The 12,737-nt window shown below is 67.7% G+C and carries 13 protein-coding genes and 1 pseudogene; 9 read left to right on the top strand and 5 right to left on the bottom strand.

Annotation, left to right across the window (positions count from 1 at the left end; translation table 11 throughout):
• The first annotated feature begins 15 nt into the window (after positions 1 to 15).
• From fliF to flhA, 6 genes are all read left to right on the top strand, one after another.
• Positions 16 to 1,680, top strand: a complete 1,665-nt coding sequence (gene fliF, locus ACT53N_RS09550; protein WP_476063676.1) for a flagellar basal-body MS-ring/collar protein FliF — start codon at positions 16 to 18, stop codon at positions 1,678 to 1,680.
• Positions 1,680 to 2,702, top strand: coding sequence for a flagellar motor switch protein FliG (fliG, locus tag ACT53N_RS09545; protein WP_476063675.1), 1,023 nt, complete (start codon positions 1,680 to 1,682; stop codon positions 2,700 to 2,702). The genes fliF and fliG overlap by 1 nt, the downstream gene beginning before the upstream one ends.
• A gap of 10 nt (positions 2,703 to 2,712) precedes the next feature.
• Positions 2,713 to 3,351, top strand: a complete 639-nt coding sequence (locus ACT53N_RS09540; protein WP_476063674.1) for a FliH/SctL family protein — start codon at positions 2,713 to 2,715, stop codon at positions 3,349 to 3,351.
• Between the two features lie 15 nt (positions 3,352 to 3,366).
• Positions 3,367 to 3,699, top strand: coding sequence for a flagellar motor switch protein FliN (gene fliN / locus ACT53N_RS09535; RefSeq protein WP_476063673.1), 333 nt, complete (start codon positions 3,367 to 3,369; stop codon positions 3,697 to 3,699).
• A 33-nt stretch (positions 3,700 to 3,732) separates the two neighbouring features.
• Positions 3,733 to 5,100, top strand: coding sequence for a sigma-54-dependent transcriptional regulator FlbD (flbD, locus tag ACT53N_RS09530; RefSeq protein ID WP_476063672.1), 1,368 nt, complete (start codon positions 3,733 to 3,735; stop codon positions 5,098 to 5,100).
• A 268-nt stretch (positions 5,101 to 5,368) separates the two neighbouring features.
• The gene (flhA, locus tag ACT53N_RS09525; RefSeq protein ID WP_476063671.1) at positions 5,369 to 7,471 is read left to right on the top strand and encodes a flagellar biosynthesis protein FlhA; all 2,103 of its coding nucleotides are present in this window, start codon (positions 5,369 to 5,371) and stop codon (positions 7,469 to 7,471) included.
• A gap of 6 nt (positions 7,472 to 7,477) precedes the next feature.
• Here flhA and ACT53N_RS09520 read toward each other — a convergent pair.
• Positions 7,478 to 7,570: pseudogene (locus ACT53N_RS09520) on the bottom strand (hypothetical protein); the annotation flags it as partial.
• Positions 7,571 to 7,635: 65 nt separating this feature from the next.
• A complete protein-coding gene (locus ACT53N_RS09515) occupies positions 7,636 to 8,958 on the bottom strand; it encodes an oxygenase MpaB family protein (RefSeq protein WP_476063670.1) in 1,323 nt (440 codons plus the stop codon).
• A 123-nt stretch (positions 8,959 to 9,081) separates the two neighbouring features.
• Between ACT53N_RS09515 and ACT53N_RS09510 the strand changes: the two genes are divergently transcribed.
• The 3 genes from ACT53N_RS09510 to ACT53N_RS09500 all read left to right on the top strand — a co-directional run bounded on the left by ACT53N_RS09510 (position 9,082) and on the right by ACT53N_RS09500 (position 10,807).
• A complete protein-coding gene (locus ACT53N_RS09510) occupies positions 9,082 to 9,690 on the top strand; it encodes a TetR/AcrR family transcriptional regulator (RefSeq protein WP_476063669.1) in 609 nt (202 codons plus the stop codon).
• A gap of 85 nt (positions 9,691 to 9,775) precedes the next feature.
• Positions 9,776 to 10,300, top strand: a complete 525-nt coding sequence (locus ACT53N_RS09505) for a hypothetical protein (RefSeq protein WP_476063668.1) — start codon at positions 9,776 to 9,778, stop codon at positions 10,298 to 10,300.
• 114 nt (positions 10,301 to 10,414) lie between these two features.
• Positions 10,415 to 10,807, top strand: a complete 393-nt coding sequence (locus ACT53N_RS09500) for a DUF4282 domain-containing protein (RefSeq protein WP_310214461.1) — start codon at positions 10,415 to 10,417, stop codon at positions 10,805 to 10,807.
• A gap of 6 nt (positions 10,808 to 10,813) precedes the next feature.
• On the opposite strand, the gene ACT53N_RS09495 is transcribed toward ACT53N_RS09500, so the two are convergent.
• The 3 genes from ACT53N_RS09495 to ACT53N_RS09485 all read right to left on the bottom strand — a co-directional run bounded on the left by ACT53N_RS09495 (position 10,814) and on the right by ACT53N_RS09485 (position 12,634).
• Positions 10,814 to 11,260 carry a MarR family winged helix-turn-helix transcriptional regulator gene (locus ACT53N_RS09495; protein ID WP_476063667.1) on the bottom strand — a complete coding sequence of 149 codons (447 nt, stop codon included), beginning with the start codon at positions 11,258 to 11,260 and terminating at the stop codon, positions 10,814 to 10,816.
• Positions 11,261 to 11,270: 10 nt separating this feature from the next.
• Entirely contained in the window at positions 11,271 to 11,687 is a 417-nt protein-coding gene (locus ACT53N_RS09490; protein WP_476063666.1) for an organic hydroperoxide resistance protein, read from the bottom strand.
• Positions 11,688 to 11,932: 245 nt separating this feature from the next.
• Entirely contained in the window at positions 11,933 to 12,634 is a 702-nt protein-coding gene (locus ACT53N_RS09485; RefSeq protein ID WP_476063665.1) for a DnaJ domain-containing protein, read from the bottom strand.
• Between the last annotated feature and the right edge of the window lie 103 nt (positions 12,635 to 12,737).

Here is a 12,737-nt window from a genome sequence, read left to right as displayed (position 1 = left end):
AGGGGATGGGGCTTCGTGGAAAGCTTTCTGGGTTCAATCAGGCAGTTCGGCGTCGGGCGTCTCGCCGCGATGCTGGGTGTCGGCGCGGGCGTCGTCGCCGTGCTGGTGGCCCTGGTCATGTTCATGGGCCGGGAGCCCAGTGAGCTGCTCTATTCGAACCTGGACCTCAAGGAAGCCTCGGAAGTCACCCAGGCCCTGGACCAAGCCGGCATCAAGTATGAAACCAAGGGCGACGGCTCGACCATCATGGTGCCGCGCGACAAGGTCGCCAGCGCGCGTCTGATGGTCGCCGGCAAGGGGCTCGTGAGCTCCGGGTCCATCGGCTACGAGATCTTCGACACCAGCAATGCGCTGGGTCAGACCGACTTTGTCCAGCAACTGAACCGCCAGCGCGCCCTGCAGGGCGAGCTGGAGCGCACGATCAAGGCGATGCAGGGCGTCAACAGCGTCCGCGTGCACCTCGTTCTGCCCAAGCGCCAGCTGTTCGAGGAAAACGCCGAGCAGCCCTCGGCCGCCGTCACCATCGGTGTTGGCTCCCGCGAGCCGTCGTCGGACATGGTCCGGGCCATCCAGAACCTGGTCTCGTCGTCGGTGCCGAACATGAAGGCCGAGAAGGTCGCGGTCATCGACCAGCACGGCAAGACCCTGTCGGCTCCAAGCGACGAGAGCCTGGCCGGCAAGATGGCCCAGGACCGCAAGACCGAGGTCGAGGCCCGCATCGCCAAGACCGTCAAGGACATGATCGAGGGCGTGCTGGGCCCGGGCAAGGCGCGCGTCAATGTCACCGCTGAGCTGGACCTGAACCGCGTGACCACCCAGGAGGAGCGCTTCGATCCCGATGGCCAGGTGGTCCGCTCGGAAAGCACGACCGAGGCCTCCAGCCAGGAAAACAAGAACGACGACAACGCCGGCGTCACCGCCGCGGCCAATGTTCCGGGCGGCCAAGGCGCCAACGGCTTCCAGCAACTGGGCTCGCGCTCGGGGCAGAACGACAGCGTCACCAACTATGAGATCTCCAAGTCGGTGAAGACCACCGTGCAGGAGCCGGGCACGATCAAGAAGGTCGCCGTGGCGGTCGCCATCGACGGCGTGAGCGCCCCGATGGGCAAGGACGGCAAGCCGGGCGCCTACACGCCGCGCACCGCTGAGGAGATCCAACAGATCGAAGAACTGGTGAAGACCGCCGTCGGCTTTGACGCCGAGCGCGGCGATCAGGTCCGGGTCACCAACATCAAGTTCCCGCAGCCCGAGGACCAGGGTCTGGAGAAGGCGGGGCTTCTGGCGGGCTTCGACAAGAACGACATCATGCGCGCCGCCGAACTGGGCGTGCTGGCTGTCGTGGCCCTGCTGATCCTGCTGTTCGCGGTCCGTCCGTTCATCAAGAACCTGTCTGCGCCCGCACCGGGCCAGATGGCCCTGGCCGCACCGTCGGGCGGTCAGCCGGTCACGCGTCTGGTGACGCTGTCGGACGGCACCCAGCAGCAGGTGGTGGTCGATCAGTCCGGCGAGCCGATCGCGCTTGCTGGCCCCGCGCCCAGCGATATCGACCAGCGTATCGACATCGCCAAGATCGAGGGCCAGGTGAAGGCCTCGTCGATCAAGCGCGTCTCCGAATTCGTCGAGAAGCATCCTGACGAATCCGTCGCGATCCTGCGTAACTGGCTGCACGAGTCGACCTGATGGCCATGAAAATCGCCGTCACCGACGTGAAGAACCTGTCGGGGCCCGAAAAGGCCGCGATCGTTCTGCTCGCCTTGGGTGAGGATCACACCAAGATCTGGGAAGCCCTGGACGACGAGGAGATCAAGGAAGTCTCCCAGGCCATGGCGGGCCTTGGCACCGTCTCGGCCTCGGTCGTGGAAGACCTGCTGGTCGAGTTCGTCTCGGGCATGAGCTCGACGGGCGCGATCATGGGCTCGTACGAACAGACCCAGCGCCTGCTGGCCTCGTTCATGCCGCCCGACAAGGTCGACGCCCTCATGGAAGAAATCCGCGGTCCGGCGGGTCGCACCATGTGGGACAAGCTGGGCAACGTGAACGAAGCCGTTCTGGCCAACTATCTGAAGAACGAATACCCGCAGACCGTCGCCGTCGTGCTGTCGAAGGTGAAGAGCGACCACGCTGCCCGCGTCCTGGCCTGTCTGCCGGAAGACTTCGCCCTGGAATGCGTCACCCGCATGCTGCGGATGGAGCCGGTGCAGCGCGAGATCCTCGACAAGATCGAGATGACGTTGCGCACCGAATTCATGTCGAACCTGGCGCGCACATCCAAGCGCGACAGCCACGAGATGATGGCCGAGATCTTCAACAACTTCGACCGCCAGACCGAGGCGCGCTTCATCGCCGCCCTGGAAGAGCGCAACCGCGAAGCCGCCGAGCGCATCCGCGCCCTGATGTTCGTGTTCGAGGACCTGTCGAAGCTCGATCCGGGCGGCATCCAGACCCTGCTGCGCGGCACGCCCAAGGAACAGTTGGCCCTGGCCCTCAAAGGCGCCTCGGACAAGCTGCGCGACATGTTCTTCTCCAACATGTCCGAGCGCGCGGCCAAGATCATGCGCGAGGACATGGACAGCATGGGCCCCGTGCGCCTCAAGGACGTCGACGCCGCCCAGGTGGGCATGGTGCAGGTGGCCAAGGATCTCGCCGCCAAGGGCGAGATCATGCTGGCCGGCTCGGGCGCCGACGACGAGCTGATCTACTGAGGGGCATGCGATGACCGACATCCCTCACCGCAAGTTCGCCTTCGACACCGTCTTCGACGACCAGGGCGGCGTGGCCTACACCGCGCCGCGCGTGAAGAAGAGCTTCACGCCCGAAGAGGTCGAGGCCGCCAAGGCGCAGGCCTACGCCGAGGGCGAGCGCTCGGCCCTGGTCCGTGCCGAGCAGGAAGCCGCCCACGCCCTGGCCGAGGTGGCTCAGGCCGTGCAGCAAGCCTTTCAGACCCTGGCCCATGTGGCGCACGAGCATCGCGAGGGCTCGGCGATGCTGGCCCTGGCCTGCGGCCGCAAGATCGCCGATGCGGCCCTGACCCATTTCCCCGAGGCCCCGGTCACGGCGGCTCTCGAGGCGCTGGCCCGCGAGGTCGAGGCCCAGCCCCGGATCTTCGTGCGCGTCTCGCCCGAGCTTGAGGAGCGCACCCAGCAGGCGCTGGAGAACGTCGCCGCACAGATCGGTTTCCAAGGCCAGATCGTCGCGCGCGCCGACGGCGCCATGGCTCCCGCTGCCTTTACCTTCGACTGGGGCGATGGCCGCGCGGCCTTCGACCCCGACGGCGCCGCCCAGCGCGTCGCCGAGGCGCTGGAGGCGGCGATCGCCGCCGAAGGCCTCCACGCCGAACCCCTGTTTACCTAGGAAGGCTGACGAACGATGGCCGAAGACAATCTCCCGCTCGACGAATTCGGAGGCGCCATGCTGGCCTCCGAGATGCCGGTCGAGCTCAGCGACAAGACCGCTGCGGACCTGGCGCCGGTCTTCGACGTTCCGGTCAACATCTCGGCCGTGCTGGGCCGCGCCAACATGTCGGTGGCGCAGCTGCTGCAACTCGGCCAGGGCTCGATCCTTGAGCTGGACCGTAAGGTCGGCGAGGCGATCGACATCTACGTCAATAACCGCCTGGTCGCCCGGGGCGAGGTCGTCGTCGTCGACGAGCGCCTGGGCGTGACCATGACGGAAATCATCAAGGACGGCGACCAGGGCTGACGCCCGGTGGTCGTTCGAGAGGGAGAGTAAGAGATGCGGCTTCTGGTCGTTGGAAAACTGAACGGGCAGCTCTCGGTCGCCGTGAAGATGGCGATGGGCGCGGGCGCGAAGGTCTCGCACGTCGAAACGACGGAGCAGGCGACCAACGCGCTGCGAGCGGGGCAGGGCGCTGACCTGCTGATGGTCGACTACGCGCTCGACATCGCCGGTCTGATCGCCGCCAACGAGGCCGAGCGGATGCGGGTGCCGGTGGTGGCCTGCGGCGTCGACGCCGATCCGATGCGCGCCGCCAACGCCATCAAGGCCGGCGCCAAGGAGTTCATCCCGCTGCCGCCGGACGCCGAGCTGATCGCCGCCGTCCTGGCCGCCGTCACCGACGACGAAAAGCCGATGGTCGTCCGCGATCCGGCTATGGAGCAGGTCATCAAGCTGGCCGACCAGGTCGCCCCGTCCGAAGCCTCGATCCTGATCACCGGCGAAAGCGGTTCGGGTAAGGAGGTCATGGCGCGCTATGTCCACGGCAAATCCCGCCGGGCCAAGGCGCCGTTCATCAGCGTTAACTGCGCCGCCATCCCCGAGAACCTGCTGGAAAGCGAGCTGTTCGGCCACGAGAAGGGCGCCTTCACCGGCGCCATGGCTCGCCGCATCGGCAAGTTCGAGGAGGCCGACGGCGGCACCCTGCTGCTGGACGAAATCTCGGAAATGGACGTGCGCCTGCAGGCCAAGCTGCTGCGCGCCATCCAGGAGCGCGAGATCGACCGCGTCGGCGGCTCAAAGCCGGTCAAGGTCAACATCCGTATCCTGGCCACTAGCAACCGCGACCTGGCGCAGGCGGTGAAGGACGGGACGTTCCGGGAAGACCTGCTCTATCGCCTGAACGTCGTGAATCTGCGCCTGCCGCCGCTGCGCGAGCGTCCGGCCGACGTGATCAGCCTGTGCGAGTTCTTCGTGAAGAAGTACTCGGCCGCCAACGGCATCGACGAGAAGCCGATCTCTGCCGAGGCCAAGCGCCGTCTGATCGCCCACCGCTGGCCTGGGAACGTCCGCGAGCTGGAAAACGCCATGCACCGCGCGGTGCTGCTGTCGACCGGTCCGGAGATCGAGGAGTTCGCCATCCGCCTGCCCGACGGCCAGCCGATGGCGCCGGCCCCGGACGTTGCGGTGGCCCGCGGCGCCCAGATGGCCGCCGACGCCGCTTCGCGCGCCTTCGTCGGCTCGACCGTCGCCGAGGTCGAGCAGCAGCTGATCATCGATACGCTCGAGCACTGCCTGGGCAACCGCACCCACGCGGCCAACATCCTGGGCATCTCGATCCGCACCCTGCGCAACAAGCTGAAGGAATATGCCGACGCCGGCGTGTCGGTGCCGCCGCCACAGGGCGGGGTGGGCGCTGCGGCTTAAGGCTGGAGCGTCGAGGCGGCGGGACCGAAAATCTCGCCCTTCGATAAGCTCAGGGTGAGGTTTTCTACCCCTGGCCCGGCGCTTCAGTCGTCCTCACCCTTAGCCTGTCGAAGGGCGAGGACGAGGCAAAGCGTCAGGCCAACATGTCGCGCCGCCGCGACCATCGGTCCGGCGCCACGACATGCAAAGTTTGGTTAACAAGATGGCGGCGGGCCGCAAATCGCTTCAAGCGAAAGCCTAGCCTTCCATCCCCGGTTCAAGGTTCCTAATGGCCGACGCCGCCGCCCCGACCGCCAGCGCGATGCCCAGCCCCAAGTCGCTGCTCGACGGGCTGATGCGCGGCGAGATGGGCCTGGCCCTGGGCGTGGTCGGCATCATTGTGCTGCTGATCCTGCCGGTTCCGGCTTTCCTGCTGGACCTGCTGCTGGCCATTTCGCTCACGGGATCGGTGCTGATCCTGATGACGGCGATCCTGATCAAGAAGCCGCTGGAGTTCACCTCGTTCCCGACCGTGCTGCTGGTCGCGACGCTGTATCGCCTGGGCCTGAACATCGCCTCGACCCGGTTGATCCTGGCGCATGGCCAGGAAGGCACCGGCGGCGCCGGCGCGGTGATCGAGGCCTTCGGTCACCTGATGATGCAGGGCAACTTCGTCATCGGGGTGATCGTCTTCATCATCCTGATCGTCGTGAACTTCATGGTCGTGACCAAGGGTTCGGGCCGGATCGCCGAAGTCGCGGCCCGCTTCACCCTGGACTCGATGCCCGGCAAGCAGATGGCGATCGACGCCGACCTGTCGACCGGCCTGATCAATCAGGACGAGGCCAAGATCCGCCGCAAGGAGCTGGAGCAGGAAAGTACGTTCTTCGGGGCCATGGACGGCGCCAGCAAGTTCGTGAAGGGCGATGCGATCGCCGGCCTGATCATCACGGCGATCAACATCATCGGCGGCATCATCATCGGCGTGGTGCAGCACAAGCTCCCGTTCGGCGACGCGGCCTCGACCTACACCATCATGACTATCGGCGACGGCCTGGTCAGCCAGATCCCGGCCCTGATCATCTCGATCGCCGCCGGTATGGTGGTCTCCAAGGCGGGCGTCGAAGGCTCGGCCGACAAGGCCCTGACCACCCAGCTGGCCATGAACCCGGTAGGCCTGGGCATGGTGTCGGCCTCGTCGGGCGTCATCGCTCTGATCCCGGGCATGCCGATCTTCCCGTTCGCGGCCATGTCGCTGGCGGCCGGGGCCCTGGCCTACAAGCGCATCCAGGACGCCAAGAAACCCAAACCCATCGACCCCGCCGACCTCGAGGCCGCCGCACCGTCCGAGCCGGAAGAGGAGCCGATCAGCGCGTCCCTGGCCATCGACGACGTCAAGATCGAGCTGGGCTATGGCCTGCTGACCCTGATCAACGACCTGGACGGCCGCAAGCTGACCGACCAGATCCGCGCCCTGCGCAAGACCCTGGCCAGCGAGTTCGGCTTCGTCATGCCGCCGGTCCGCATCCTGGACAACATGCGCCTGGCCAACCAGGGCTACGCCATCCGCATCAAGGAGATGGAAGCCGGCGCGGGCGAAGTCCGCCTGGGCAGCCTGATGTGCATGGACCCGCGCGGCGGCCAGGTCGAACTGCCGGGCGAACACGTGCGCGAACCGGCCTTTGGCCTGCCCGCCACCTGGATCACCGACGACCTGCGCGAGGAAGCCACCTTCCGGGGCTACACGGTCGTCGACCCGGCCACGGTGCTCACCACGCACCTGACCGAGATCCTCAAGGAGAACATGGCCGACCTGCTGTCCTACGCCGAGGTGCAGAAGCTGCTGAAGGAGCTGCCCGAGACGCAGAAGAAGCTGGTCGACGACCTGATCCCGGGCACCGTGACCGCCACGACCGTGCAGCGCGTGCTGCAGTCGCTGCTGCGCGAGCGCGTCTCGATCCGCGATCTGCCGCAGATCCTGGAGGGCATCGGCGAGGCCGCCCCGCACACCGCCTCGGTCACCCAGCTGGTCGAGCAGGTGCGCGCGCGCCTGGCCCGCCAGCTGTGCTGGGCCAATCGCGGCGACGACGGCGCCCTGCCGATCATCACCCTGTCGGCCGACTGGGAGCACGCCTTCGCCGAGGCCCTGATCGGCCCGGGCGACGACAAGCAGCTGGCCCTGCCGCCTTCGCGTCTGCAGGACTTCATCCGTGGCGTCCGCGACAGCTTCGAGCGCGCGGCCCTCGCGGGCGAGGCGCCCGTGCTGCTGACCAGCCCCGGCGTGCGCCCGTATGTCCGCTCGATCATCGAGCGCTTCCGCGGCCAGACCGTGGTGATGAGCCAGAACGAGATCCACCCCCGCGCGCGACTGAAGACTGTGGGGATGGTCTAGGGAGTTCAGAATCCCTCTTCCAAAGGGAGAGGGAGGGGCCCGCCGTGAAGCGGTGGGAGGGTGAGGGGTTACAAAGTTTGCCGGCGTGCCGGCGCTCCGTCCTGGGCAGTCCTCCTCGCCCTAACCCTCTCCCCATGGGAGAGGGCGCGCGAGCCGCCCCAGCTTTAAGCCGCCGCCTTGGCTCCCGCCGCCGGCCGGTATTTCTCCGCGTCGCTGGTGAACTCGGCATGGCCATAGCGCGCCAGCTGCTTTTTCAACCGGGCCACCAAGCGGCGATCCGCCAACTCGGACACGCCTGGAATATTCCGCGCCAGCCGGTAGGCCGCCAGCTGGCTGCTGACCAGCAGGGCCACCACGCCAAACAGCATGAAGTCGCGCGGGCCGATCTCGACGCCCATCCGCCTAGCCGTCGCCCGGTCGCCGTTCAGGAAGTTCTTCAGGAAGAACACCTTCGCGAAGCCGCGCTCGACCTTGTCGAACAGCCGGTTTTCCGGACGCTCGTCCGGCGGCAGATAGGCGTTGAGGGTGGCGCGGACCAACTCGCCGCAGGTCGCGTCGTCGAAGCCGGCGCGCAAGGTCGCGCTGCGGGCGTTCATGGTGTCGACCACGCCCTGTGGGGTGTCGGCCAAGAGGTCCTCGGGCAGGCCCAAGAGGAAGCAGCGATAGCGGGCCAGCTCGACGCGAGCGCGCTCTTCGGGCGTGAAGACGGTGCGGCCCGTGGCCACGATCTTGTAGCTCATGAGGAAGATCGGGATCAGGCCGGCGGGCATCTGGTCGACCTGCGGGATCGGGATTCCATAGACGCCCACGTCCCACAGGTTGGAGCGCTTGAGGGCGTTGAACCGCACCATCGAATGCATCAACCGCACCATGGCGGCGGCCTTGAAGCCCGCGCCGTGGCGCTCCAGCGAGCCTGGCAGCAGGGTGGTGGTGAAGAAGGTCGCCGTCTCGTTGACCCGGCGGGCGGCGGTATCGTTCGACAGCGTGCCGGTCAGCGCCATGGGCAGGGCGGCGTACTTATTCATGAAGGTGGCGATGAACGCGCCCCGGATCGCGAACGGCCCCAGATTGGCGGCGGCGTTGCGGTCCAGCTTCTGGCCCTCGCGCACCAAATCCATGTCCAGCCAGTCGGGAACGCGCTCCATGTCGGCGATGAAGGCCGCCAGTTCCGGCGGCGCGTCGGGCACGGCGTCGATCCCCTGGTCGCAGGCCGTGGTCAGCATCTGGATCAGAGGCCGGAAGCCGTACCTGGGCATCAGCGCCGCATAGGCGTCGGCCACGACATCGCCCAGCATGGTGTAGGCCTTGATCAGGGCCAGCTTATCGGGATCGAGCTTGGCGTGGGCCAAGCGGGGGGCGACGCTGGTCTTCGGATCGTCGGTGAACCGCTCGGGCGTGAGGTCAAAGTCGACATCGCCATACAGGGCGGGCAGGGCGTCCCTCTGCCAGGCGACCTTGGCGCGAACCGTCTCCAGCGTGGTGTTCATGCGATCCTCTCGTGGCGGCGGTCCATCATGGACCCTCGTCTGGGATCAAAGCCTATGTAATCGTCGTTCATCGGCCTACTCGCCTTGCCCGTCGGGCCGGGCAGCGCAGGAGCGACGCGGCAAGTGACTGAAAAGACGAGGCGAACGCCGCGCCAGCCGCGGTCGGAGGCGACCGTCGAGGCGATTCTCCAGGCGGCCTTTCAACTTCTGGAGCAGGGCGGCGTGCGGGCCCTGACGACCAACCACATCGCCGAGCGAGCGGGGGTGAGCGTCGGCACGCTCTACCAGTACTTCAAGGGCAAGCAGGCGATCCTGGCGGCCTTGGCCCAAAGGCAGGCGGCCGCCGCGCGCGACCGCATCGCAGCGATCGTCATCGACGGGCCTCGGATCAGTGCGGTTCGGTTGATCGTGCGGACGCTGGCGACGGCTTTCGAGGGCGCGCCTGCGACCAGGCGGGCGCTTCTCGACACGCTGGTCCAGGACGGCGGCGATGCTGCGGTGATGCGTCACCACCAGCTGTTCTTCGACGCCATCGACGGCAAGGCGGCCTTTGACTTCGACATGACGCCCGAGGCGGGTTTCGTGCTGACCCATGCCGTGATCGGCCTGCTGCGCGCGGCGACCATCGAGACCGAGCTGGCGCTGGATCCGCAACGCCTGGAAGACGAGCTGGTGCGGCTGATGGAGCGCTACATCCTGGCGCTGATCGAAGCGAAAAACACGCCAGGATAGCGCGCGTGTCGGATCGCCGACGGAACCGCCGCGGCGAGGTCACGTTGTTTCTACCCGGGAGGGGCCCTCGACGGAGAGTTCCAACATGACGCACAAGCTTGCCTTGCTCGCCGCCGCCGCGTCCCTGACGTTCGCCGGCGCCGCTATCGCCCAGACCACGACCACCCCGGCCAATCCGACCGGACCGATGCCGCCGGCCCAGACGACGTCGCCGGCCCAAGCGGCGACCCCGCCCTTCAGCCCGCCGCCCCCGAGCGCGACAGATCTCGCCGCGCCCGCGCAGCCCGGCATGAGCCCCTCTCAGCCCGTCAATCCCGCGACCCCGCCTTCGGCCAACCCGGCGGACGGCGCCGCGACGCCGAGCTCGGCCAATGTGGCGGCTGACTTCAAGGTCGGCATGGCGGTGAAGGATTCTCAGGGCGTGTCGGTCGGCCAGATAACCGGGACCACCACCGGCGCCGATGGCTCGACCAATGTCATCGTCACGAACGGCGGGGTGAAGTTCGCTCTGCCCAGCGCCAGCCTGAGCGCCACCGCCGACGGCGGCGTCCAGACCACGGCCACCAAGGCCCAGATCGACGCCACGGTCGCGGGCGCCAAGCCTCAGTAAAGGCGTCGGGTTCCCGACCCTGAAAACGACGAGGCCCGCTCGGCATTGCCGAGCGGGCCGGTCGCTGGTAGCGATGGCGGCAAAGAGGCGCTTTTCGCCGTCTTGGGGTGACGTATGCCTCCGGCCAATAAGACCAAGCGTGGGTCCAGCTCGCTGCTTTGGGATCTCCTGACGTTCGATCGCCTGGTCACCGGGCCGGTGATTCACTTCATCTATTGGGCTGGCCTCGGCGTTGTCGCGCTGTTCGGCTTTTCGGTCGTCGGCGCGGCCGTCGGCCTGGCGCTGAAGGAGCCGGGCGTCGGCTCGTTGCTGCTGGCCTTCCCGGTGCTGGTCGCGGGCCTGTTGGTCGCCGGCGCGCTGGTGCTGCTGTGGCGCGCCTTCTGCGAGTTCTATGTCGCGATCTTCCGGATCAGCGAGGACCTGCGGGCCCTGCGCCAGACCAGCGACGCCGACCATGCCGCCCACCGCGCGCGCCAGGCCCAAAAGGCCGCCGCCGAGACGCACTAACTATAGCTACTTCGCCAGCACCTTGAGCCGATCGCGCAGGGCGCCGATGGCGTCCAGCGGCATGTCCAGCGCGCAGAACAGCTTTTCCGGAATCGTCACCGCCTGATCGCGCAAGGCGCGGCCTTGGTCGGTGAGCGACACGATCACCCGTCGCTCGTCTTCCGGGTCGCGGTCGCGGGTGACCAGGCCCCCGGCCTCCAGCCGTTTGAGCAGGGGGGTCAGGGTGCTGGAGTCGAGATCCAGGGCCTCGCCCAGTGCTCCGACGGTCCGGGGACTGGCCTCCCAAAGCACCAGCATCGCCAGATACTGCGGATAGGTCAGCCCCAGGGCGTCGAGCATTGGGCGATAGAGCCGCGTCATCCGGTTGGCCGCGCCGTAAAGGGCGAAGCACAGCTGGTTGTCGAGACGCAGGATCTCGACAGGCTGATCGGATGACGCGGGCTTCTGGGTCATGGGAAAACTGTTAGGCGGCCTTGACGCTGATGGCCACGTCGATGTTGCCGCGCGTGGCGTTCGAATAGGGGCAGACCGCATGAGCGCTGGCGACCAGGGCCTCGGCGTCGGCTTGCGACAGGCCTTGGGTCTCGACCTCCAGGGCCACTTCCAGGCGGAAGCCGACCTCGGCGGTGGCCAGGCTGACCTGACCGGTCACGGTCGAGCCGGAGAGCGCGATCTTCTGGGTGCGGGCGACGTGGCCCATGGCGCTCTGGAAACAGGCGGCGTAGCCGGCGGCGAACAGCTGCTCGGGGTTGGTGCCGGTTTCCTTGCCGCCCAACGACTTGGGCATCGACAGCTGGACGTCCAGCAGGCCGTCCTCGGTACGAGCGTGGCCTTCGCGGCCGCCAACGACGGTGGCGCGAGTGGTGTAGAGGGTGGTCATCGGGAAGCTCCTTGGCTTGAAATTGTACGAACGATTTAATCGTGCACGATATGAATTCAAGGGAGGGGCGGTGAAAAAGATCGCGCGCGATAGAATTATCTGGAGCGCCCCCTCCGTCACGCGGCTGCGCCGCGCGCCACCTCCCCCCGCAAGCGGGGCAGGAGGGGAGCCGCTCTTCCTCACCCGCGTAGCGGGGGAGGTGGATCGGCGCCGATAGGCGACGAGACGGAGGGGGCGCTTGGAGCCTAGGCCGCCCAGACGGCGGCAAAACGCTTCAGCAGCGAGCGGGCCGGGCTCTCGCCGCGGCCTTCGGCGGCTTCAAGGCGCAGGAACAGGTCGCCGGCCTTGTGGTGGGCGCGGGCGGGCAGGCCCTGGCCGGGCAGGCGCACGAGGCCGCGCGCGGCGGCCTTGGTCGAGATCCAGGCGGGGCGCAGGCCCAGCGGCGTATCGGCATCGACCCGGCCGCCTTCGGCCAGCACGCGTGGGTCGACCTTGCCCGTCAGCCACAGATCATCGCCACGTACCAGAGCGCCGTCCTGGGCGCGCAGGCGGACCTCGAAGCAGACGCCCTCGACCCGGACCTTGTCGCCCTCGCGCAGGCCGGCGGGCAGCTTCAAGCGCAGGCGCCGACCGTCGATGGCCAGCTCCTCGGCGCCGCCCGACAGGGCCGTGGCGATGTCGATCTCCAGAAAGACGCGGTCGGCGATCGGCGCCGGTTGAGCGACGGCCGGCGGGAAGTGGTGGCGAACGACCGGGGTGTCCTGCAGCAGGCGATAGGCGGCCAGCACGTCGCGAAACAGGGCCGCATCGCCGGTCGGACGGTCGGGATGCGCCCGTTTGGCGGCCTCGCGATAAGCCTTGCGCAGTTCGCGCTCGTCAGCGTCGGCGGCCACGCCCAGCAGGGCGCGGGCGGCCGAAAGCGTCAGGGCGGAGTGCCGGGCGGTCATGCCGGCGACCCTGACGCCCGGATGGTCAACGCCCGGTTAAGTTAAGACTTTCGCTTTGGGGCGCTGAATGGTGGTCGCGGCCTCGCTCGAGGACTATACCCAC

The organism is Caulobacter sp. DMC95 (assembly GCF_056313785.1).
Note: the sequence above shows the minus strand (reverse complement) of the source record. Positions and strands in the feature narration are given on the sequence as shown.